The 22,774-nt window shown below is 64.1% G+C and carries 17 protein-coding genes, 2 pseudogenes and 1 other annotated feature; of the genes and pseudogenes, 4 read left to right on the forward strand and 15 right to left on the reverse strand.

Translation table 11 applies throughout. From position 1 onward, the window contains the following. Positions 1-233: 233 nt before the first annotated feature. The 12 genes from HUU94_RS06535 to HUU94_RS06590 form a co-directional block, all read right to left on the reverse strand. Entirely contained in the window at positions 234-1,205 is a 972-nt protein-coding gene (locus tag HUU94_RS06535; protein ID WP_174274295.1) for an ornithine cyclodeaminase family protein, read from the reverse strand. A 203-nt stretch (positions 1,206-1,408) separates the two neighbouring features. After that, a complete protein-coding gene (locus HUU94_RS06540; RefSeq protein ID WP_174274296.1) occupies positions 1,409-2,368 on the reverse strand; it encodes a nucleoside hydrolase in 960 nt (319 codons plus the stop codon). Then, positions 2,365-3,396 carry an ABC transporter ATP-binding protein gene (locus tag HUU94_RS06545; protein WP_174274297.1) on the reverse strand — a complete coding sequence of 344 codons (1,032 nt, stop codon included), beginning with the start codon at positions 3,394-3,396 and terminating at the stop codon, positions 2,365-2,367. The genes HUU94_RS06540 and HUU94_RS06545 overlap by 4 nt, the downstream gene beginning before the upstream one ends. Further along, complete coding sequence (locus HUU94_RS06550) at positions 3,389-4,141, reverse strand: ABC transporter permease (protein WP_217429576.1); 753 nt, start codon at positions 4,139-4,141, stop codon at positions 3,389-3,391. Before HUU94_RS06550 ends, HUU94_RS06545 begins: the two co-directional genes overlap by 8 nt. A 17-nt stretch (positions 4,142-4,158) precedes the next feature. Continuing rightward, complete coding sequence (locus tag HUU94_RS06555; protein ID WP_174274299.1) at positions 4,159-4,992, reverse strand: ABC transporter permease; 834 nt, start codon at positions 4,990-4,992, stop codon at positions 4,159-4,161. Beyond that, positions 4,989-6,047 (reverse strand): ABC transporter substrate-binding protein, encoded by a 1,059-nt coding sequence (locus HUU94_RS06560; protein WP_217429577.1) that lies wholly within the window; start codon positions 6,045-6,047, stop codon positions 4,989-4,991. Before HUU94_RS06560 ends, HUU94_RS06555 begins: the two co-directional genes overlap by 4 nt. Beyond that, positions 6,044-7,174, reverse strand: coding sequence for a DSD1 family PLP-dependent enzyme (locus HUU94_RS06565; protein WP_174274300.1), 1,131 nt, complete (start codon positions 7,172-7,174; stop codon positions 6,044-6,046). Before HUU94_RS06565 ends, HUU94_RS06560 begins: the two co-directional genes overlap by 4 nt. Continuing rightward, positions 7,174-8,463, reverse strand: coding sequence for a Zn-dependent hydrolase (locus tag HUU94_RS06570; protein WP_174274301.1), 1,290 nt, complete (start codon positions 8,461-8,463; stop codon positions 7,174-7,176). Before HUU94_RS06570 ends, HUU94_RS06565 begins: the two co-directional genes overlap by 1 nt. Next, on the reverse strand, positions 8,460-9,356 hold the full coding sequence (locus tag HUU94_RS06575) for a polysaccharide deacetylase family protein (RefSeq protein ID WP_217429578.1): 897 nt from the start codon (positions 9,354-9,356) through the stop codon (positions 8,460-8,462). The genes HUU94_RS06570 and HUU94_RS06575 overlap by 4 nt, the downstream gene beginning before the upstream one ends. Beyond that, on the reverse strand, positions 9,353-10,915 hold the full coding sequence (locus tag HUU94_RS06580) for an amidohydrolase family protein (protein ID WP_174274302.1): 1,563 nt from the start codon (positions 10,913-10,915) through the stop codon (positions 9,353-9,355). The genes HUU94_RS06575 and HUU94_RS06580 overlap by 4 nt, the downstream gene beginning before the upstream one ends. A 24-nt stretch (positions 10,916-10,939) precedes the next feature. Further along, complete coding sequence (locus HUU94_RS06585) at positions 10,940-12,103, reverse strand: adenosine deaminase family protein (RefSeq protein ID WP_174274303.1); 1,164 nt, start codon at positions 12,101-12,103, stop codon at positions 10,940-10,942. Positions 12,104-12,214: 111 nt separating this feature from the next. Then, positions 12,215-14,521, reverse strand: a complete 2,307-nt coding sequence (locus HUU94_RS06590; protein WP_174274304.1) for a TonB-dependent receptor — start codon at positions 14,519-14,521, stop codon at positions 12,215-12,217. Between the two features lie 136 nt (positions 14,522-14,657). On the opposite strand from HUU94_RS06590, the gene HUU94_RS06595 reads away from it, so the two are divergent. Beyond that, positions 14,658-15,491 (forward strand): GntR family transcriptional regulator, encoded by an 834-nt coding sequence (locus HUU94_RS06595; protein WP_174274305.1) that lies wholly within the window; start codon positions 14,658-14,660, stop codon positions 15,489-15,491. A gap of 67 nt (positions 15,492-15,558) precedes the next feature. On the opposite strand, the gene HUU94_RS06600 is transcribed toward HUU94_RS06595, so the two are convergent. After that, a complete protein-coding gene (locus tag HUU94_RS06600; protein WP_174274306.1) occupies positions 15,559-16,782 on the reverse strand; it encodes an amidohydrolase in 1,224 nt (407 codons plus the stop codon). A gap of 256 nt (positions 16,783-17,038) precedes the next feature. Here HUU94_RS06600 and HUU94_RS06605 point away from each other — a divergent pair, with 256 nt between their 5' ends. Then, on the forward strand, positions 17,039-17,998 hold the full coding sequence (locus HUU94_RS06605; RefSeq protein ID WP_174274307.1) for a ribokinase: 960 nt from the start codon (positions 17,039-17,041) through the stop codon (positions 17,996-17,998). Here HUU94_RS06605 and HUU94_RS06610 read toward each other — a convergent pair. Further along, the gene (locus HUU94_RS06610) at positions 17,995-20,772 is read right to left on the reverse strand and encodes a molybdopterin-dependent oxidoreductase (RefSeq protein WP_174274308.1); all 2,778 of its coding nucleotides are present in this window, start codon (positions 20,770-20,772) and stop codon (positions 17,995-17,997) included. The genes HUU94_RS06605 and HUU94_RS06610 overlap by 4 nt on opposite strands. After that, complete coding sequence (locus HUU94_RS06615; protein ID WP_174274309.1) at positions 20,772-21,665, reverse strand: FAD binding domain-containing protein; 894 nt, start codon at positions 21,663-21,665, stop codon at positions 20,772-20,774. The genes HUU94_RS06610 and HUU94_RS06615 overlap by 1 nt, the downstream gene beginning before the upstream one ends. A gap of 414 nt (positions 21,666-22,079) precedes the next feature. Here HUU94_RS06615 and HUU94_RS06620 point away from each other — a divergent pair. Beyond that, positions 22,080-22,628, forward strand: a pseudogene (locus HUU94_RS06620) (IS3 family transposase); the annotation flags it as partial. After that, positions 22,378-22,492, forward strand: a sequence feature (AL1L pseudoknot). It overlaps the preceding pseudogene by 115 nt. A gap of 5 nt (positions 22,629-22,633) precedes the next feature. Continuing rightward, positions 22,634-22,774, forward strand: a pseudogene (locus HUU94_RS12810) (IS5/IS1182 family transposase); the annotation flags it as partial.

Raw genomic sequence — 22,774 nt, forward strand, 5'->3', positions numbered from 1 at the left:
GCTTCACGCCAAGCGAATGCTCCAATTACATCCACCACTCCGGATACGTGCAATCATGATCGAGTCTGACTCTAGATGGTATGACTTCCCCGCAAAGGATCGAGTTTCGAGAATCGTTGACCGTATCGTATCGGCCGATGATCGTAGAATAGACGCGCTCACGCCTCGCGCGGCGACGCACGTTTGCGTCCGTGAGGCGTTAACTCGGAAGCGAAGGTGCGGACGGCGTCGCGTCAGCCAGTGAGGTCGACTAACAGTCCGACGCCCTGCTGTTCGGCGCGGTCGACTGCGACGTGTGCGATCGCCAGATCCTGGATGGCGATGCCCGAGCTATCGAACAGGGTGATGGCGGCCGGGTCTGTCCGGCTGGCGGCTCGACCGTCGAGCACGTCGCCGATCGCGGTGATTGATGCCGGGTCGATCAGCCCGGCTGACGAGGCGTGCTGGCACTCGCCGATCGCGGCGGCCTGCGCAGGCAGATCGGCGAAGAGTATGGCAGCGGCGACGAGCGCGGGATCGAGTTCCTGTTTGCCGGGTCCATCCGCGCCCATCGCCGAGACGTGGGTACCTGGGCTGATCCATTCCGCACGAACCAGCGGCTCACGCGCGGCGGTGGTGGTGATGACGATCGCGGCACCCCGTACCGCCTCCTCGATCGAGCAAACGCGTGCGTCGAGGCCACTCCCGCGTACCCGCGCCGCGAGCTCCTCCGCGCCGACGGTATTGCGGTTGAACACGCGGACGGCGGCAATCGGGCGGACACGGCGAATCGCCGCTAGGTCAAACCAGGCCTGTTTGCCGGCACCAATCAACGCGACGGTGTCAGCATCGGCGCGGGCTAGCTGCTCAACAGCGACCGCATCAGCCGCCGCGGTGCGCAACGCGTTGAGGTAAGTCGCCGCTACCAGCGCGAACGGCTGGCCGGTAACATCGTCGAGGAGGATGGTCGTGGAACCATGAGAAGGTAGCCCGAGCGCCCGGTTGCCTGGCCAATAGCTGCCGATCTTGAGCCCCGGCAGCTGGCGTGCCAGGTCGACTGCCGCCTTAACCCCAAAGCGGGTGTTCGGATCGGACCCGCGCCCCACGAGCGGTGGGAATATCAACGCTTCGCCGCGGGCGACCGCGACGAAGCCTCGCGCGACCGCCACGTGAGCGTCGACCGCGTCGACCAGTTTTGCACAATCAGCCTCGGTCAGGATACGCAAGCTCGTCACCTTTATCTTTCGGAACACCGCCGCGAAGGCGCGGTGGTAGAGTGACAGACTGGACGCGGCCGGAGGGCGGTCGGCTCCTGGGGCAACGCGCCTGGATTGGCATCATGTCGATCTGATCGTAGCGTGATGCTGAGAGCCTCGAAGTCTCCAGTGCGATTGCGAATGTCGTAGCCGCACGCGTCCGGCTCGCCTCGCTACGAGTGACCGGAATGACCATGTTCTGCGTCCGTCAAGCCGGCTTCCCATGCCAGCGCTCCCAGGATGATCGCGCGTGCCTGCTCGGTTTCGACCGCGACCGCCAGTTTCGCATTCGGCGTCACGCCGTCACGCTGCTGGAAGATCGTTCGCCCCCGGCTCAACGTACCCGCAAGCTCGACATCGGCCCGCACGTCGACGAAGCGGATGATATCCTCCGCAACGAAGGCGACGGCCGCCATCCCGTCATAGATCGACATGCCCAAGCGCTTGCGGCGCGTGCCGATCGACACAAAGCCGTCGAGCAGGTCGGCAATCAACGCCGCATTGCGCCCGCCAAGCGCGCGGATCGGGAGTACCGCTTCCGGGGTGATCAGCAAGTGACGACAGAAATCCAGATCGACGAAGCGGATCGGTACGCCATGCGACAACACGATCGCTACTGCTTCGGGATCGGCGAAGGCGTTGAACTCGGCGGACGGCGTGTGATTGCCGGATGTCGCACCTCCCCCCATCCAGGTGATGCTGTCGATCCGCGCGGCAAGGTCTGGCCTCACGGTGAGCAGAGCGGCGATGTTGGTCAACGGGCCGAGCGCGAGGATGCGCCCGGAATGGTTGTCCCGGAGAAGCCAGTCGCACAAGGGCCAGAAAGCGGCTTCGAGCGGCTCCCGGTCCGCAGGCGCGAGGCACTGGCCCTGCGACACGATGCCGGTGGGGCCGAGAATGCGTTCAGCGGTTTCAACCGACCCGAGGATCGCGCGAGCGCAGCCCGAATACATCGGAAAGCGCCAGTTGAATGCCTTTGCGGCGGCTGCGGCGTTGGCCTCTACCTGCTCGAGCCGAGTATTGCCGAACACCAGCGACAGCCCGTCGACCCTCAATCCGGCCGCACGCACGATGAGGATCGCGGCGATGTCGTCGAACCCGATATCCGAATCGATCCAGACGCCCGGCTTCATCGATCGAACCGCCGGAGCTTCGCTGCGCTTGCGATCGGCAGGCCAAAGGCGAGCGTCTCGCCGACATGACGTGCCTCCGACGCGGCATTCGCCTCGGCCTTGATCGTGCCGAGTGCGGAGTCGAGGAGATATTCGCGCGTCGCGCCGGAGTAGGACGAGCCGCAGACGGTGCCGACAAAAGGCCCATGCCCCAGCGCGACCGCCGCCGGGCGCCAGGCCAGGCCTGCGACATCCGCCAGGTCCTCGTCTCCCAGCGCAACCGGACCGGCGGGCGTGACAAGCGCGCCCTCGCGCACGGCGAAGACGTTTTCGAAGCCGAAGAAGTCCGCGACGAAGCTGGATTGCGGCCGGTTGTAGAGTTCGTCGGGCGTACCGATCTGCTCGATCGCGCCATCCCTCAGGACGACGATGCGATCGGCGAGCGCCAATGCCTCCTGCTGGTCGTGGGTGACGAAGATCATCGGTATGCCGGTCCGCTCACGCACGCGCTGAAGCTCGCCGCGCATGTCCAGCCGCAGCCGGGCGTCGAGATTCGATAGCGGTTCGTCTAGGAGCAGCAGCTTGGGCTCCATGACCAATGCACGCGCGAGCGCGACACGCTGTTGCTGCCCGCCGGACAGCGTCGCGGGCTTGCGCTTCGACAGGTCGAGCAGCCCGACCGAGCGCAACCCATCGGAAACCCGCGTCTCGAGGTCGCTGCCTCTGATCTTTCGTAGGCGCAGCCCGAAGGCGACATTCTCGAAGATGCTGAGGTGAGGAAACAACGCATAGGATTGGAAGACGAGACCGACCCCTCTGCGATGCGCGGGAACATGCGTGATGTCCCTGCCGTCGAGCATGATATGCCCGGAAGACGGCGTCATCAGCCCGGCGATCGAGCGCATCGTCGTTGTCTTGCCGCAGCCGGACGGACCCAACAGCGCAACCAGTTCGTCCCCGCCGATGATGAGGTCGAGATCCCGGACCGCGACCGTGTCGCCATAGGCGAGGGTGAGCTTGTTCAGCACGAGAAAAGGTGTCTCAAACATAGCGGCTGAACCCCAGAAGACGCTCCGCGATCTGGACGACGGCGATCGTCATTAGCGCGAGCAGGACGGAGAGGGCGGCAACCGATGGGTCGTACGTGGACTCCATATAGGAGATCATGTCGATCGGCAGGGTGCGCACCCCAGGTCCCGACAGGAACAAGGACACCGGCACCTGATTGAAGCTGGTCACAAAGCCGAGCACGAACGCCGCCATCAAGCCGTTCCGGACATTGGGCAGCACCACGCGGAAGAAGGCACCCACCCTGGAACAGCCGAGCAGAACAGCGGCCTCCTCGATGTCCACGCGTAGATGCGTCAGGCTCCCCGATACCACGCGGACCGCATAGGGCAGGACCAGCGCCGAGTGTGCGAGAAACAGTGCCAGGAAGACGCCGATGCCCAGCGGAACCACAAAATAGCGCAGGCTGGCCAAACCCACAACGATCCCCGGCACGATGATCGGCAGTGACAGAACGGTCCGCGCCAACTCGCTCGATCGTGTCTTGTAGCGCGAGAGCGCATAGGCCGCGGGCACGCCGATCAACAACGCCAGGGCCGTGCCGCCGATCGCCAGGATCATCGACAACCCGAAGCTCGCCCGAAAGCTGGCGATCGTGAACACCTTCGACATCCACTTGAGCGACAGGCCCTGGGGCGGGAACGCCAGAGTATCGCCGGCCGAGAAGGACGACGCGACGATAATCAGGAGCGGCCCGTTCAGGAACAGGAAGACGAGCAGCAGCACGGCCCAACGTGATCTCGTCATCTCGATCGCTCACTCTTACCCGTCGCAAGCGAACGCAGTCCGAAATTGGCGGCAACGCCGAGGAACACGATGATGAAGGCGACGATGCTTGCCGACGCGATATCGTTGGCCACCGAGACGTCCTGGTACAGCAGCGTTTCTAGCATCAGAACCTTCGAGCCGCCCAGGATCGCGGGCGTGATGTACGCGGTCAGCGCGCCGGTGAAAACCAGCGTTCCGCCCACGACCAGCCCCTCGCACGTCAAGGGCAGGACGATTTTCCAGAACACCTCCAGCCAAGTCGCGCCGAGCACCCGCGCGGCCGCCACGGCGTCCTTTGGCAGGTTCTCGACAGCGCTGACCAGCGTCAGGACCATCACCGGCAAGAGGAGTTGCAGCAAGCCGATGAAGATCGCCTGTTCGGTAAACAGGAAGCGTATCGGCGCACGGAGCAATCCAGCTTGCATCAGCGCCCCGTTGACCAGCCCCTGCCGGGCAAGGATTACGAGCCAGGCATAGGTACGCGCGACCGGGGAGATCATCAGGGGGACCGTGACCATCACGATCATGCGCCCCTTCATCTTCGGCGGCAACGACGCGATCGACAGCGCCGTCGCGTAACCAAACACCGCTGCCGTCGCCGTCACCAGCACACCGATCCGCAATGTTCTGACCAGGACGCGCTGGTTCAGCCGGTCGGCGAAGAACGATGCGTAGCCGTTCACGCTCCAGGTGTGACCCTGTCGAAATCCTTCCGAGAGAAGGATCACCACTGGAGCTATGAAGACGATGACAACAAACACCAATGCGGGCAGGAGCAGCAGCGTGGAGGGCTTGATACGCCGTTTCATTGGCCGATCACCCGATTGGCCTTGGCAAGCCAGAGGCGCTTGTTGTTCACAACGACGACCGAGTCCATGAAGCGCAACTGGCGGATCATATCCGGGCCGTAGGTCAGGTTATCGGCGATTTCCGGCGGCACCCGAACGTCTTTGTTTGCCGGGCTGTCGATAAGCCGCTGCGCCAGTTTCGTCTGGACTTCGGTCGATAGCCAGAAGTCGATGAAGCGCCGGGCAAGATCGGCGTGCTTGCTGCCCTTTACCAACACCATCACGTTCATGCTGCCGATCTGCCCCTCCTTGGGCGTGGCCCAGCGTAGCGGAAGGCGAGACTTTTTCAGGCTGGCCCAGGCGAAACGCCCGACGGGCGCGGCCCAGATCTCCTCTTGCCCGAACAACTGCGCCAATTGCGACGCACGGACGTAGAACGTCGCGACCGCGTCCTTGCGTGCCCCCACCGCGTCGATCGGAACCTGCAAGTCGCTGCGGCTGCTGCCCATTGCGCGCCCGATCATGTAGAAGGTCTGCGGTCCCTGGTTGGTATAGACGCTCGGCAAGGCCACATAGCCGCTCAGCTCGTTCGACAGGAGATCCCCCCAAGAGGTGATGGCGACCTTGTCGGCCCGGTACACGATCGACGTGGAGTAGATCGTATACCCGACCGCCATGCCGTCGCGGTTCGGATCCTTCGCGATGTCGTACAGCTTCGGATAATTGGCGAGTTTGCTCGCGTCGATCTTCGCCAGAAGGCCGGACCTTGCCGCCTCAAGCGCGTCCGAAGTTGCGAGCACGGCAATGTCGATCACCGGATGCGCCCTGTTCGCATCCAGCTTGGCCAGCCGTTCCGAGCTGTTGCCGACCTCGACGATGACCTTGCAGCCGCATTGTGCCTCGAACGGCTTGTAGAGGATCGTGCTGTAATCGTCCTGCGAGAAGCCATAGACGGATATGGTCAGCGTGCGATCCTGCGTCGGGGGGACGTTCCGATCCGAGCGAAACATGGTCGCCGCCGCCACAGCGACGATCGCAGCGCCGGCCAGCCCGGCGGAAACAAACGCCGTTCTCACCTGCGGCCTCGCGCGTCGATATTCCAGACGGCGACGACCGCGTCGCCCCGAACGCAGTGGATACGATCGTAGAGCGCAACCGTCGGGTCGCAATGCGGGACAATGCATTCCAGCCGATCGGCGAGCGCCGGCGCGCGCGCGCCGGGCGCGAGCGTCACCCGGCCATGTTCGTCGCCGCTGCAACGATAGGCGGCGTCGGCCAGTACGGGACGGACGATTTGCGGCGGGGGACCGTTCAACGCGAACGCTTTCGTGCCGGCATCGGTTGTTACCTGCCCGGCGAGGTTGCAGCTAACGACTGCGGTCTGGACGAACAACGCGGCGGCGAACGTCACATCGGGCTGCGCGATTGCTAGATACTCGGCATCCATGAAGACATAGGATCCCGCCTGGATCTCGGTGAAGACACCGGCGTCTAGGTCGATCCGGTGCGTTCCGGTGCCGCCGCCCGAGACGATCTGCGGCGGCAGGCCGGCGGCGCTCAGCGCGTCGATCAGTCGCGCGATATAGGCGAGCGGCTGCGCAGATGCCCGAGTGCGTTCGTCGAGCGGGCCGATATGCTGAAGGTGTCCGCCATAGGCCTGGATGCCCATCAGGTGCAGCGCCGGAGATTGCGCGATGTACCGCGCCAAGGCCAGCAGGGCCTCGACACCGGTCACGCCGGTGCGGCCAAATCCGATATCGACGTCCACGAGTGCGCGAACCACGATGCCCTGCGCCTCCGCCAAGGCGGCGATCGCAGCGGCGTTCACGGGGTTGTCGATGACCACGATTGTATCGGGACTGCGTTTGACCAGCGCGATCAGACGGCGCAGCTTGACCGCGGTGGTCAGCGGAGAGGTGATGAGCAGGCCCGTGACCCCGTGCTCCGCCATCACCTCCGCTTCGTCCAGGGTCGCACAACAGACGCCGATCGCTCCAGCCTCGATCTGCCGCTTCGCGATCGCGGAGCATTTGTGGGACTTGACGTGTGGCCGAAGCGAACGGCCCGATCGCCGCACGAGATCCGCCATACGGTGCAGGTTCGCCTCGAAGACATCGAGGTCGAGAAGGAGCGACGGCGTGCCGAGATCGTCGCGCCGCAGCCGATCAGCCGTGCCCACATCGGCGTCGTGAACGGGCGGCATCAGTGCGCTCCCGGGGGAAAGTTGGCAACGAACCATGTCATCAACCGCGTCCCCGCTGCGAAATCGACGAAATCCATGCTCTCATCGGGATTGTGACTCCCCTTGTCGTTGCGCAGGAAGATCATGGCGGATGGCACGCCCGCGTTGGCGAAGTCGCCGGCGTCGTGACCGGCTCCGCTCGCGATCGGAAGGGCGGCAGTACCGAGCGTCGCACAGCCGTCGGCAAGCAGGTCGCACAACGCGGTGTCCATCGCGGCAGGAGGATCCCCGGTCAGCGGATCGCACGTGAACGTCACCCTACGTTTCGCCGAGATTGTCTCCATGAGCGAAAACAGCCGGGCTTCTGTCCGTTCGAGCATCGACACCGAATGGCTGCGGATGTCGAAGCTGAACTCGACTTGGCCCGGCACCGTCGTGATGCCATGGGAAGCGGCGTCGGTCAGGAACCTCCCGAAGGTTATCACGAGGTCGCTCCCGTCGCTTTCCTCGGCCTCCCGCCAGTATTGATCTATCGCCGTGATGAGTTCCGATACGGCGAAGACTGCGTCGTGCCGCAGCGACCGCGGCACTGTTCCCGAATGTCCGTACTCGCCGATGCAGATGGCCTTGCGGCACCGGCGATTTCCCCGGATGCCGGTGACGATGCCAAGCGGCACGCCACTCGTGACAAGTTGCGGCCCCTGCTCGATGTGAAGTTCGAGATAGGCCGCGATTCTTTGCGGATCTATCAGCGGTCGGCCGCTCCGCAACCGTTGCAGGTCCACGCCCGACCGCGCCATATGATCTGCAAGGCTGCGGCCGGTGTCGACGCGACTCGAATGGTGCAGGATCGCTTCGTTCAGCGTGCCGAGCAGCGCCCGGCTTCCGATATGCTGCGCGCCGAACCAAGCGCTTTCCTCCGCCCGCAGCGCCATGATCACCAAGTCGCGCTCGGGAGAGATATCGGCGGCGCGGAACGCGGCGGCCGTGGCGAGGCCGGCCAGGACGCCGGCCAGGCCATCGAAATTGCCGCCCCTTGGCACGGAGTCGAGGTGTGAGCCGATGACGAGCCGCGGTGCCTCCGGGTTCTGCCCCGGCAAGACCATCGACAGGTTGAGCGCCGCATCCACCGCAACCGAAAGACCCAGCGTGCGCGCAGCGGACGTCACGGTGGTATGGGCGAGGTGCTCGCCCTCGCCATAGGCGTCGCGCGTGAAGCCGATGCCATCGAAGCTGCTGCTGCCGATCTCCTCAAACAGGCCGCGGGCCAGACACAGGCCGACATCGATGGCGTCGTCGTCAGGGATCACGCCATCGGCTCCGTCACTGCGGTCCGATACCAATCGAGGATTTCGCTGCCGGCCATGAAGATCGTGTCGGATCGATTGAGCAGCGTATCGATCACCTCTTCGAGATAGTTGATCCGGTGCGGAACGCCCGAGAGATGCGGATGAAGCGGGATTGTCAGGACCCTAGGCTGGCCCAGCGCCGTCTCGCGCTCGAACCGTTTCAGCGTTTCCCGAATGCGCAGGCTCATTTCTGGAGAGGCGTGCTTCTCGATCGCGTATACGACGCTGTCGTTGATATCGAGCCCATAGGGCATCGCCACGATCTCGCGGCCCTTCGTGGAGAGCATCGTCGGGATGTCGTCGATCACCCATTGGCAGACATATTCGATGCCTTCGCCGCTCAGATGATCGAGCGTATCGAACGTCTCCGACCATCCGGGGCTCATCCAGCCACGCGGCCGCTTGCCCGTGAAGGATTCCAGCTTGTCGAGCGCGGCCCTTATCAAGCTCCCTTCGTCGCTTTCCGCGCCCATTGCCCGCTGGTGAACGCCGTGGCCGACGAACTCCCATCCCGCCTCCAGCACCGCCTCTGCCAGCCTGGGGTAGACGTCGATCACGCTGGCGTTGATACTGGCGCTGACCGATACGCCGCGATCGCCGAACAGGTCCAACAGGCGCGGCATGCCGGCGCGATTGCCGTACTCGGACCAGCAGAAGTTCGGCAGATCAGGCACATGGCTGCGACCATGCGGCGGAACGACGATCGTGCGGGGCGTTAGCTGATCGTACGGCCAATATTCGATGTTGACGACGACATGGACGATGATTGGCTTGCCCTGCGGCGCTCGCAGCTTCGGATGATCCGACGACAGGACGTAGGGGGCTCGCGGATTGGAGGAGACCGACATGGTCACGAACCTTCCCGGTCGCCGGCACGCGCGCGCGCAAGCTGCCGGTAATGTTCGCCAAGCGCGTGTCGGTATCCAGCCGCATGCGGGATGTCTGCTATATCGGCGGGTCGCCGGGCCGACCGGGCGGCATCGGCGGCCTGAACCTGCAACGCGTCGACCGAAAGGCCGGGATAGCTGCCGTTGCAATACCGTATCGTCCCGTCCACCATCGTCATGACCGCGTCGCGCCCATTCGCCCGCGCGAGAAACGCGTCTACGACAGGAACGTCCGGATCGAGATACGGGCTGCTCGTGCGCTCCAGCGAGAAGACCGCGATGTCGGCGCGTCGCCCCGCCTCCAGCATTCCCGTCTCCGCGCCGAACTGTGCCGCCACCGCACCGTTGTGCGTCGCCATGGCGAGCAGGACATCGCTGCCGGGCGGTTCGGCCCCGCGCCATTCCGGCACGCGCGCAAGATTGGCGGCCAGGCGCAATTCCGCGAGCAGATCTTCCTCATCGTCGAGCGCGCAATTGTCCGTTCCCACCGCCAAGCGCACGCCGCCCTTCAAATAGGCGGCAAGCGGCGCGATGCCATTGCGCATCCGCAGATTGCACCCCGGATTGTGAACCACCGTCGCGTCGCTGGCCGCCAGAACCTCGATCTCCGCAGGATCGACCCAGACGCCATGCGCGACGACGGTGCGCGAGGTCATGACGCCAAGATCGCTCAGGTGGTTGAACACGCCACCCGGAAAGAGTTCCGCCGCGGCTGTCCGCTGCGCCGGCGATTCCAGTGCATGGAGGTGGATGCCCAGGTCGTGATCGCGCGCATCGCGCGCGATCGCGCGCCACAGGTCGTCGGACACCCATTGCGGCCCCGCCGGCCCGTAACACAGCCGGATAAGCGGATGCGTCCCGAACTCGGCGCGCAGATCCGCCATCAAGGCGATCGTTTGTTCGATGCCGCCTGCATAAGCCGGCGCGGCCGCCCTGCCGAGCCAGGCACGTAATTCCGGGTCGAGACCAGCAAGGAAACAGACTTCGTGTGGCGGATATACCAATTGGCCGCGGTCCATTGCACCCACGCACACCGTCGCGCGCAAGCCCACGTCTGCATAGGCGGCGATCTGAGTGCGAACCTCGCCGGCGTAATCGCCGGTGCCGTAGCTGTAATTGGCGTGGATGGTCGTGGTCACGCCGTTGGCGAGCATCCGAGCGGCCGCCAGGCGAGTGATCGCGCCCGGATCGAGCACGCCGCGCGACCGGCGTCCCGAAATCCAGGTTTCCAGGTAATCGTCGCGGTGGCCAAGCTGGATCTGGCTTATCCCGCGCCCGTGCTGGTGGGCATTCACCAGGCCCGGCATGAGCAGGCAGCCCGGAAACGTCAGGGTGGTCGCCGCCGGCCACTTGCGCTGCAATTCGGCCGCATCACCGACATCCAAGATCCGGGATCCGCCGACGACCACGCCGCCATCGTGCAGAAGCGCGTCGGCGCAGGCTCCGGGCAACACATAGCCGGCCGTCAACAGCGTCAGGGAGCCATCCTGCGCCCCCACCTCCGCTGGTCCCGGACTGACCATCATCGCCCCCAATCGCCGAGCCGATCCTTAAACATGGGCGGTATTGTTATAGACAGTCGCGTCAACCATCGAGCTTACCCGATCCGGACGTCCGCCGGAATAGAAGTCCACCGCCAACCGATCGAACGTCGCGCCCCATTCGCGTTCCAGTTCGCCGCGCTTCGCGTCGTCAATCCAGGCGCCGGCCAGCCCGTTCGTCATCATCGTCCTCAGCGCCGCAAGATCGAAGCCCAGGTGGCTGTAGAGGATCTCCCACGTCCCGGCCGGGCTGACATTGTGCAGGGTGGGATCGTCGGTGTTCGGATGCAGCTTGAGGCCAAGCTCGCTCATCCGGCGGATGGGATGATCGATCGCCCAGCGCTCCGGCGACAATGTGCGCAGGTAATATGAATTGGTTGGCACGATGGTGAAGATGATCCCGCTCGCGGCGAGGCGCGCAGCCAGGTCGGGATTGTCGACGACGGTATAGCCGTGATCGATCCGGTCGACGCCGAGCACGTCAACCGCCGTCGCGACGTTCCGCCACGATGTTCCGAACTCCCCGGCATGCGCTGTCGTCTTCAGACCGTTGGATCGCGCGAGCCGATAGGCCTCGACGAAAAGCTCGGGCGGGCGGTCCGTTTCGCGATAGTCGATGCCGATGCCGATCACTTCGGGAACGCGATGAGCAAGCACATGTTCGACCACCTCGATGGCGGCAGCGCCATCCGCTTCGCGATCGATGCTCGGTATCAATCCGGCACTGATGCCGAACGCACGCTTCGCGGCGTGGATACCGGATACGATCCCTTCCTGGGCGCGATCGTATCGCAACCCCGCGTCACGGACCGTTCCGGTCGGGTTCCAGAAAAACTCCGCATGGCGTACGTTTTCCGACGCCGCATCTTGCAGGTACTCGAACGTGATGCGCCGGAAATCCTCGGGAGCCTTGAGAACATGGCGTTCGAGTATGCGGAGCGCGTGCAGCACGCCGACTGGGCGCGACGTGCGCGTGTAGAGCGCATCGAGCTCGGCAGACGATACCGGTGCGTCATGCTTGCGAACCAGATCCTCGAATGTCGCGCGCCTGATAGTGCCGAGGAGGTGGCAATGGAGTTCCGCCTTGGGAATGCTGCGAAAGAACCGTCGTTGCTGGTCGTTGACCGGTCGAGCGATCGCGGATGCGGGAATGTTTCCAATTGCTCGAGGCATTGAGATTCAGCCTTGCCATGAATCCAGCGAGGCTGGCGATCAGGATGATTTACCGCGTTCGGTCGTGAACAGACGGGCTTGGCATCTTGAAGCCCCAAGCCCGTTACGCCGTTAGAATGCCTGCCGTATGTTCAATCCAATCGTACGCGGACGCGTACCGACCAGATAATCCGGGAGCCCAGAGATCGCGTTGACATACGTGATCCCGTTCTTGTTAAAGACGTTGCTCACGAAGGCGGCGATCGTGAGATTGTTTCGGTCGACGCCGAAGCGGAAGTTCACGAGGCTGTAATCGCCCAAGGTGCGATAGATCACGCTGTTGGGTCGGAGCTCGCTGTTCTCGCGACCGGTGTAGGAATAATCAGCATGCAGGAAGCCGCTCCAGTCTTCGATGATCGGGACTTTGTAATCGGCCGTTGCTGAAAAAGTGTGTCGCGGAATATAGGTGAGGAAGTCACCATCGAGGCCAGCAGCGGTGGAAACGCTGCTGATCTGGTTTTCGGTGAGTTTCGCGCTGACGAAGTTCGCGCTTCCACTCAGGGTAAGGCCGGCAAACGGGTTGGCGGACGCTTCGATCTCGATACCCTGGATCCTCGCCGCGCCGATGTTGCCGATGAACCTGGAGTTGTTGTTGAGCGCGAGGACCGATGTCTGCAGGTTCTTCCAGTCAATCCGGTATGCCGCGACGTTCAAGGTCAAACGGTGCGCAAGCCAGTCCGTCTTGATGCCGGTTTCATAGTTCCAGAGCGAATCCGCTTTATAGGTGATCAGGTCGTCCGACAGGCCGGGCACATTGTTCGCTCCGCCCGGACGGAAACCTTGCGCGGCCGATACATATAGCAGAATGCCTTTTGTCGGTGCCACGTCGGCGCTGAACTTCTTCACCCAACCAGAGGCCTTGACCCCGACGGCGCGGTAGGGTCGCTGGATCTGTCCGTTGAAGTAGTTTACCGCCAGATACTCGCTGCCGACCACCTTGTTATAGTCGTAGTGGCGTGCCCCTGCCGTCAGCGTCAGCATGTGGAACAGTTTGTAGCTTGCCTCTCCGAAAAATGCCAACTGCCTCACCGTGGTGATGACGTAGCGCGAGCCGAGGTCGGTGATCGGCGATCTGGGACCGCCGGTCGCGGCGTCACCGGCGAAAACGAGCGTGTGGACTTCGTCCCGGCGATCCTCGTGGAAAACGCCGGCCGTCCAGTTGAAGGGCGAGGTTCCGGCCGAGGCGAGCCTCAGCTCGTTGGTCCAGTTATGCACGAAGCTCGGCTGACGAGCGCCGACCGGCTGCTGCGCCAAACCGTATGCCCTGTACGCCGCCAGCTGCGCTGCGTTGCAGGTCGTGACCCCGGTGAAGAGCGGGCAGTAGGTGCCCCTAGAGACCGTCAGGCCGTACGTCTGCGAATTGTCCTCGGTTCGATTGACGTCCCAACGGTAATAGGACGTCACGCCGGTAAGCTTCGCGAAGCCCAGGTCGAGATTGCCGGTCAAACTGTAGAGTTGCAGTTTGCTGTCGTAGGGCTGACCGACAGCGCGATCGGAGATATATGCTCCCAGACTGGCGCGGTAGTTCGACGAGCCGTCGATCGTGAGCTTCTGGTAAAGGGCCAGCGCCGAGAGTGAGAAACTGTCGCTCGGAGTGAACGCCAGCGTGCCGCGCACGCTGGAATTATCTGCCCTGTTCAAGTCGTTGCGTTTGAGCGTGATGTTATCGACATAGCCCCCGGAACGTTCGGAATAGCCGGCCAGTCGCACCGCCAGCTTGTCGGTTACGAGCGGGAGATTGATTGCCCCCCGCACGGCGTAGCCGGTGCTTCCGTTCTTGATCTCGGTGAACTCGCCTTCTGCCGTCCCCCCGATCTTCGTCGCATCGGGCTGATTGAAAAGGACGCGCAACGTGCCGCCCATCGAGCCGGAGCCGTAGAGCGTTCCCTGCGGGCCACGCAACACTTCGACGCGTTCGACGTCGAAGAGATTGATGTTTGGCGTGGCGCTGGAAGGATCCGATGTCGTGCCCGAGGGACCGGTCAGCGGTGTTTCGCCGTAATACACGCCGACGGTGCTTTCGCCGGATGTCTGGATCGACCTGATAGAGACGCGGTATCGGCCGGATTCCTGCTCCGTAACGTTCAAGCCGGGTGCCAGACGCGCCAAGTCGGTCAGGCCGAGCGTGCCGGTGGATCTCAGCCGGTTCTCGGTGAACGCGGTGATCGCGATCGGTGTGTTCTGGATCGACGTCGCGCGCTTGGTCGCGGTTACCACGATGTCGTTGCCGGTGTCGGCCTGAGAATTGCTGGCGGTGGCGCTGGCATTACCGGTATTTGTGCTTGCGGAGTCAGGAACCTCTTGGGCCAAGGCGACAACTGGCGTCGCGCTCAGAAAGCAAACGCCGGCAAGAAGGTGGCTCGTCTTAAGTCGTCCCATAAATCCCCCACGTTGTTGCGCACGGTGCGGTTTCCGCTACCGAGCCACGACTCCTCCCACCGAGATCCTGACGCCTTGCTGTGGCGTCTTGCATTTCATGCACTGCGCCGACATATCGGGGGCACCTTGCAACAACTTGTATTATGATGTTCTAGGTAAAGTGCATTTGCAATGGGGGGAGGAAATTTTTTTGAAATGGACTCCGGGCGCCGAGCTTAACCGGAATGCCTCCGTACCGCTCTACCTTCAGATCGCCACCGATATCGCCGCGAAGATCGGCAGAGTTCCCGAGTTCAAAGACCGTCTCCCGTCCGAGGCGGGGTTGGCGGATGGCTATGGCGTCAGCCGCATCACGATCCGGCTCGCTCTCGATCACCTGACGACACGCGGACTCATCGTTCGTCGACAGGGTAAGGGGACGTTCGTCAGCGGTCCGCAGAGGCGAACGCTGAACGCCCCGATCCCCGGGGTCATGGACCTGCTCAACGCGCAAGGTGTTGAATCGCGCAGCGAACTTCTGAAATTCGGCCCTGCGATCGCGCCGGACGACGTCATTGCGAAGCTGGAACTCCCGAGCTCCGATGCCATCTTCCTGCAGCGACGCTATCGCATCCTTGAGCAGCCTGCGGTCGTGACGGAAGGCTATTACCCCGTTTCCATGGTGAACATGGTGCGGTTCGAGGATGCCGAAAAGCAATCGGCCTTGCATTTCTTGGTGGAAAAGGCGGGTCTTCGGCTCGGCCGATCAGAGATTACCGTTCAGGTCGTCGCGGCGCCCGCGCACATCTCGCCGCTTCTGGAAATAGATGCTGACAGCGCTCTGATGATGTTACGGCGTGTCACCGCTACCGAAGACGGAAGGCTGTGCGAACACAGCACCTTGTATGCCCGAGCCGGGATCGGCGAATTTGCCATCAACGCGGATGAGACGGCGCGGCATCATGAGGAATGGCGCGTCCCGAGCATCTGACCGGAGCATCGCGGGCACATGGTTCGGGCGAGGTGTCGATACAGGCTTGGGATTGCTTACTCCGTAACTAGCCTTTTACTGCCGCCCCGGACGCTGCAAGCGGCCGTCCGCTTGCCGCACCCAGTTCCTCGTTCACGACCGCTGCCCAGTATGCCGCGCCGAAACCAAGCGCCGCATCGTTGAAATCGTAGGTTTCGCTGTGATGGGCGCCACTCTCTTCCACCGCACCATTACCTAGCCAAGCGTAACAGGCCGGCACCAATTGGCCGAACAAGGCGAAATCGTCTCCCGCCGTCGACGGCGGGAACTCGGTCCGCACATCATCGCCGAAAACCGACCGGGCGGCAGACTGCGCCGTCAAGGTGGTGTTTCGGTCGTTGATCACAGGAGGATTGCGGCGCTCGAAATCATAGCTGCATTCGATGCCGAACATCTTGGAGCAGCCTTCTGCGAGTCGGCCGATCTCGACGTCGAGTTGATCCCTGACAGCCGGGCTGTAAGCCCTGGCGGTGCCGCCGATATTGATCGTTTCCGGAATGACATTCAGCGCAGCGGGGTTGCCCGCCTGCACCGAACAGGCGCTGATGACCGATGATTGAAGGGGATCGACGACGCGCCCGACGATCGATTGCAAGGACGAGATGAACGTGGCCGCAGCCGTTATCGGATCGCGTCCGAGATGCGGCTTGGCACCATGCGTTCCCACTCCCCTGAATTGCACGCGCCAGCTGTCGGACGACGCCAGTTGGGCGCCCGGAACGACGGCGATGCTGCCGATCGGAAGCCCCGGCATGTTATGCAATCCGTAGATCGCGTCGCAGGGATGACGATCGAGCATGCCGTCCGCCAACATCCGCCGCGCGCCGCCACGCCCCTCCTCGGCCGGCTGGAAGATGAAATGCACCGTGCCATCGAACCCACGCGTGCAGGCCAGATACCGGGCAGCGCCAAGCAACATCGCCGTATGGCCGTCATGGCCACAAGCATGCATGACGCCGTCGTGGCGCGATCCATGCGGTCGACCCTCGACCTCGGGCATCGCGAGAGCATCCATATCGGCGCGCAAAGCGATGGTACGCTCGCCCGAACCTATCCTGAGCGTGCCAACGACACCCGTACCTCCCAAGCCGCGATCAACGGCTAGACCAGCCTCCGCCAGATGTGCGGCCACGATCTCGCTTGTTCTGTGCTCCTCGAACCCCAATTCTGGATGCGAATGCAGATCGTGCCGAAGCGCGACCATGAAAGCCTGATCGTCAGCGATCTCCGGCGGAACGTGCGAATGGTTCATGCAAAGGGGCTTTCGGTGGATCCGCCCTGAAGAGGCCGGAACTGGACGCAGGCATCACGAACGGCGCAGCTGCGTTTACTATCGCGGGCTGTAACAACCGACGAGACAGTGTATGACGACCTAGGACGTCTGTCCAGTGCAGGGTTGCTGTGCCCAGGCGCCTTGTCTGCAATTCGGGCGCAGCCTCGGGCTCGATGGATGCGATCCATTCCCTGGGTTGCGGACGCCGGCTCGCGCGGTACGGACCTCATGAACCATGCCGACTAACCTCGATGAGAAGCTCGCAGTGATTGTACTTGGCAGCATCAATGAGGATATCGTCGCGCAGGTCGAGGACTTGCCGCGCCGCGGCGAGACGGTCGCCGCCCTGCGAATCGACCGCTCGCCCGGCGGCAAGGGGCTGAACCAGGCTGTAGCTGCCGCCCGGTTCGGCGCGCGGGTGACGTTGCGCGGTGCGGTCGGCGACGATGCTGCCGGCGCGTTGCTGCGCACGGAAATGGAGAAGGCCGGGCTCGATACCGCCGGTGTCGACATCGTCGCGAACACGGCCACGGGGCAGGCGCTGATCTATTTGGCACGAAACGGCGACAACAGCATCGTCGTCGCGACCGGTGCCAATGCCGATTACGGCGCGGCTCGGTTGGCGGCGACGCCGCTTCCGGCTTGCACTGTCCTTCTCACCCAGTTCGAATCGACGATCGACGCGATCGAGGCGCTGTTTTCCGGCGGTGGTGACCGTCCGCTGCGCATCCTCAACGCCGCACCCGCCTTGCTTGGCGGCAGGTCGCTGCTACCGTTGGCGGATATCGTCATTCTCAACGAAACCGAGTTGCAGACCTTCGCCGGCTCGCTTGCGCCGTTGCTCGACGACGAAATGCTCGTCGCGGCGGCACGGCGACTCATCAGCCGTCCCGACCAGCGCGTGATGGTGACGCTCGGTGCGGACGGCTGTCGCTCGATCGATGCAGCGACCATGGAGTCGATCCCGGCCTTCCCGGTGGCGGTGGTCGATACCGTCGGCGCAGGCGACTGCTTCTGCGGCGTATTCGCGGCGGCGATGGCCGAGCACATGACGATCACCGATGCCCTGCGCTACGCCGCCGCTGCGGCTGCCCTGTCGGTGGGGCGGCGGGGCGCGGCGACTGCGATGCCCTACCGGGCGGAAGTGGAAGCTTTTCTTCGCGACGCCGGACGAGCGAGCAGCCGCGACGCCTAGATGATCGCGTCGGCTGCGGCCTTGTCGCGCAGCGCTGCGAGAACCTTGTCTGGCGTGATCGGCAAGGTGGTGATGCGTATCCCCGCCGCGTCCTCCAACGCGTTAGCGATCGCGCTTGCGATACCGAGGATCCCCGCCTCGCCGACGCCCTTCACGCCAAGCGGCCCGCGTCCGAGGCCTTGTTCAAGGATGATCGCCTCGAACGTCTCCGGCAGGTCGTTAGCCAGCGGGACGCGGTAGCGCTGCGGCGTATGGTTGAGCAACTCGGCGCCATCGAACACCAGTTCCTCGAACAAGGCCTGGCCGATGCCCTGCATGGAGGCACCCTCGATCTGGCCGCGTACGGCCCCGGGCACCAGCGCCAGCCCCGCATCCGCCGCGCTCGCCACGTGCAACAGCGTCACCTTGCCGGTCTCGACATCGACCTCGAGCTCCACGCCGACCCAATTGGGCATCCAGTAGACGATTTCGGCATTCAGTGCCGCTGCGCTCTGCGTCTCGACCTTCACTTCCCCTGAACCCGTAAACTCGCCACCGAGCCCGCCATAATAGCCGCGGACCAGATCCTTCAGCGACGTCCTCATATTGCTGTAGCGGATGAAGCCTTCCGCATAGTCCAGCCCGTTCACCGACACTCCCAGGCGTTCCGCTGCAAAGCCCAAGATGCGGTTCCGCACTGCGTCCGCCGCCCGGCGCACGGCCTCGCCGGTGATTACGGTAGCCGACGATGCGTGCGTGCCCTGGTCGAACGCCGTCTGGTCGGTGTCGACCGTCGCGCGCGTCACCCAGTGCGGGTCGATGTTCAACACGCCAGCGACGATCCGGCGAAACGCCTCGGTCGCACCTTGACCCATGTCGATGGTTGCGCAACTGACGATCGCATAGCCGTCAGGCAGGACTTTCACCTGCGCCTGCGCATAGCGGCCTTGTCCGCCGCCATCCTTGAAGCCGATGGCGACGCCCTTGCCCCGTACCACATGACATGCGCGCGGCGTCGATCGCTTGCCCCAGCCGATGCGCCGCGCCACGACGTCGAGCCCGGCCGCCAAGTCGGAGTCGATGGCGCTGTCGCCTGGACGATAAGGCTCGCCGGGGCGCAGAAGGTTGCGCCGGCGAAGCTCGACCGGGTCTATCCCCAGCCGGTGCGCGATCATATCAACCTGGCTTTCCGACGCCCAGGAAGCCTGAGTGCCGCCAAAACCACGGAACGACCCCGCCGGCACGGTGTTGGTCCGCACCACCCGCGCGAGGCTGTCGAGGGCCTCCCAGCGGTAGGGGCCACCGATGCGATACGCCACCTTGTCCGCCACCAGCGCACTTGCATCGGCATAGGCACCGCCGTCCAGCAGGATGTCGGAACGGCGCGCCAGGAACGTCCCGTCGGCATTGATGGCGGTTTGCAGGCGGAGGCGTGCCGCGTGCTGGGTCAAGGTCACGAAACCCTCGTCCATCGTTAATGCCAGCCGCACCGCACGGGCGGACTTGCGCGCCAGCAACACGGTTAGAGGTTCGAGCTTGCAAAAGCTCTTGACGCCGAATGCGCCACCGATGTGAAGCGCGTGGACCCGCACTTGGTGCTCGGGCAGGCCGAAGATCTCGGCAACGTCCTGGCGCAGCAGGAACGGATCCTGGTTCGAGGACCACAACTCCACGCCATCCCCCATCGGGCGGGCTAGGGTGACGATGGGTTCCAGCTGGTAGTGCGTCATGCGCGAGAATTCGAAGGAATCGGTGAAGACGTGCGCGGCCCGGTCGAATGCTCCGTCCACGTCGCCGATCCGGTGTTGAAATGCGTAGAGGACGTTGGGCGAAGGCTCCTTGTGGGTGGTGGTCCCTGCGCCATGCGGGGGCACGATGCCGAAGCTGGGGGTGTCGAACAGCGTCTGCGCGCCGGGTGCGAGCGCTTCGTCTAGCGTGACGACGGCAGGCAGGGGCTCGTAATCCACCTCGATGCATGCCAATGCTTGCAGAGCGGTTCTTGCATCGCAGGCGGCCACCGCTGCCACGGGATCGCCGATGTGGCGCACGCGGTTGATTGCAAGCAGGGGCTGATCCTTGATCCACAAGCCGTAGAAAGGCTCGGGTAACGCCGCGAGATCGGCGCCGGTGACGACGGCATAGACGCCGGGCATGGCCTCGGCCATCGCGGTCCGGATGGCCCGGATGCGGGCATGCGCGTGCGGGCTGCGCAGGATCTTGCCCTCCAGCATACCCGGCAGCGCCATGTCCATCGTGAAGAAGGGCTGGCCCGTCACCTTCGCGGTCTGTTCGGCACGCCACGGCGACGCGGGGCCTTTGTGGTCCGCACGGCGCAGGCGCGACGCTTTCAGCACTGCATCCTCGATCGCGCGATAGCCGGTGCAGCGGCAGACATTGGCCGACATCCAGTGGCGTACTTCCGCCCGGGTCGGGGCGGCGACCCGGGCGAGCAGCGCCTCGGCCAGCAATATCATGCCCGGCGTGCACATGCCGCACTGGAAGCCGCCCTCCTCCACAAAGGCCAGTTGTACCGCGCTTGGCTCGCCGCCCACAGAGCGCAGGCCTTGCAGCGTGGTGATGGTGGCACCTCTCATCGTCTGAGTCAGCGTGGTGCACGCGGTTATTGGAGCGCCGTCCACGAGCACCGTGCAGGCACCGCAGGCGGCATGGTCACAGATCACCCGGACGCTGCTCCGCGCGCACCCGGTCGCGAGCGCGTCGGCGAGAACGTCCGGAGCGCCGGCGGGCAGGGTCACACGCTCTCCATCGAGGATGAACGACACCGGTTCGCTCACTACGCGGCCCCCAGCAAGCGGAACAGGAGCCGAGGCGCCATCGCGGCGGGGTAGTCAGGCGTTCCCAGCCAAGCCGCGGAGGGCGGCGGCAGATCTTGGAACGTTTTGCTGGCGATCCTGCTCTCCTGGCCCCGCAAGCTGTCGAGGTCGACGCTTGCCAACGGCAGTTCGCGCAGGATCGGGCGCCCATGGCATCCGCCCAGTACGGCGCGCGCTCGGAGAATCGTCCGGTCCTGCGTGTCCAGCCCGAGCGCCACGGACAGTGCCGGTCGCAACGAGCGGTCGTAGATCAGACGACGTTCGCGCCCCTTTTTCTGTAAAGGGATGTGCACCGCTGTCACAAGCCACGGTACTGCGCCCGCCCCGTTTTCGCGTTCAAGGTCCGAGACCTTGATGACATGCTCGGCACCACCCGGCGACAACACGGCAAGTTTGGCGTAAGCCGCCATGAGGAGGACCGCGGCCTCATAGCCTGCGACGCCCGCCATCACATTGCCTACCACCGTCCCCTGATTGCGGATACGGATGTTGGCAAGGCCCGACCAAGCTGCCACGAGATCGGGGAACGCCGCAGCGGCAACCGCGCTCCGTACGAGTTGGTCGTGGGAGCATCCCGCCGGCAGCACCAGGTTGTCGCCGTCTTTCACCGGCAAGTGGGCGCCCGCGATGCCGCCCAGCCACACGATCACGCTGGGTCCGGCGCCGGTCTTCATACCGGTCACGACATCGAGACCTCCGGCCATAGGGACCGCCTGGGGAAAGTCGTCCAGCATGCGCCTCGCCTCCACAAAGCTGCGAGGGGTCAGGAGGCGGAATGGAGCGATAAGATGGCGGGAGCGATGAACGGCAAGCTTACTGACGACCGGCGTATCGATTGGGGCGGATTGTAGCATCGGCGTGGTCTTCCAGCAGAAGGCAAAAGCGGCCGGGCCGCCAGTCTGCCACTTGTACTAACTTGTAACATCGAGCGGTATCGCCGTGATTCCGACGCGGTGCAAGAGCTTGCGAAGTGCCAGAAGAGCACGGTCACGGTCTTTGTAGGGGTCGTCGACCGGTGGCTGATGCTTGGTGGCGTGGGCTCCGTGCCAGTAGCGCCGCAGTCCCTCGCCGGCGGGGGCAGGTGTACATCTCCACGGTGTCGGCATGGTCGGCGAGGACGGCGTTGAAGCGCCGGTTGAGGTGCGCATACAGTTCATAGTTGCTTGATCGGAGCTGGAGCCCATGCCGCTTGATCCGGTCGCGAATCTGGAAGACTGAACCGCCCCGGGTTTGTCGGAGGCTCCAACTCCTGAGGAGGTGGAGCCTGTATGAGCAAGACGACGAACAAGTTTGCGCCTGAGGCGCGCGCGGTGCGGATGGTTTTCGATCATGAGCGCGATAATCCGTCGCGCTGGGCAGCGGTGGTGTCGATCGCGGAGAAAATCGGCTGCGTGCCGCAGACGCTGCACGAGTGGCTGAAGAAGGCCGAGGTCGACAGCGGCAAGCGTGCCGGCGTGCCCGTCGAGGTGGCGGACAAGCGGAAGGCGCTGGAACGCCAGGTTCGCGAACTGCGGCGGGCCAACGAGATATTGCGCAAGCCTGTCCCGAGCCTGTCGAGGGGGCATCCGCATATTCGCTCAGGCGGAGTTCGACCGCCGTTCAAGCGATGATCTCGTTCATCGACGATCATCGCGAAGCCTATCGGGTCGAGCCGATCCGCAGGGTGCTGTCGACCGCCCCATCCCCTATCACAAGCATGTCGCGCAGCGGCAGGATGCGACGCGCCTGTCGGCTCGGGCGCGGGAGGATCTGGCCCTGAAGCCGGGGATCGCCCGTGTGTTCGCCGAGAACTTCGGGTGTACGGCGTGCGCGAGGTCTCTGCCGGCAGGTCGTCGAGCGCGCCTTCGCCTGGCTCGGCCGAAACCGACGTCTCGCCAAAGACTACCAAGCCTCCATCGCCAGCCAGGAAGCGTGGCTCAACCTCGCCTCCGTCAAACTCCTCTCACGCCAACTCGCCAGATCG

This window comes from Sphingomonas bacterium, from assembly GCF_903644055.1.
In the GTDB taxonomy this organism is placed as follows: Bacteria; Pseudomonadota; Alphaproteobacteria; order Sphingomonadales; family Sphingomonadaceae; genus Sphingomonas_I.

What these genes read in the sequence shown, in the direction of transcription:
- HUU94_RS06540 (WP_174274296.1), bottom strand. Translation starts at nt 2,368, where the DNA reads ATGAAGCCGGGCGTCTGGATCGATTCGGATATCGGGTTCGACGACATC.
- HUU94_RS06545 (WP_174274297.1), bottom strand. Translation starts at nt 3,396, where the DNA reads ATGTTTGAGACACCTTTTCTCGTGCTGAACAAGCTCACCCTCGCCTAT.
- HUU94_RS06555 (WP_174274299.1), bottom strand. Translation starts at nt 4,992, where the DNA reads ATGAAACGGCGTATCAAGCCCTCCACGCTGCTGCTCCTGCCCGCATTG.
- HUU94_RS06565 (WP_174274300.1), bottom strand. Translation starts at nt 7,174, where the DNA reads ATGCCGCCCGTTCACGACGCCGATGTGGGCACGGCTGATCGGCTGCGG.
- HUU94_RS06580 (WP_174274302.1), bottom strand. Translation starts at nt 10,915, where the DNA reads ATGATGGTCAGTCCGGGACCAGCGGAGGTGGGGGCGCAGGATGGCTCC.
- HUU94_RS06585 (WP_174274303.1), bottom strand. Translation starts at nt 12,103, where the DNA reads ATGCCTCGAGCAATTGGAAACATTCCCGCATCCGCGATCGCTCGACCG.
- HUU94_RS06590 (WP_174274304.1), bottom strand. Translation starts at nt 14,521, where the DNA reads ATGGGACGACTTAAGACGAGCCACCTTCTTGCCGGCGTTTGCTTTCTG.
- HUU94_RS06600 (WP_174274306.1), bottom strand. Translation starts at nt 16,782, where the DNA reads ATGAACCATTCGCACGTTCCGCCGGAGATCGCTGACGATCAGGCTTTC.
- HUU94_RS06605 (WP_174274307.1), top strand. Translation starts at nt 17,039, where the DNA reads ATGCCGACTAACCTCGATGAGAAGCTCGCAGTGATTGTACTTGGCAGC.
- HUU94_RS06615 (WP_174274309.1), bottom strand. Translation starts at nt 21,665, where the DNA reads ATGCTACAATCCGCCCCAATCGATACGCCGGTCGTCAGTAAGCTTGCC.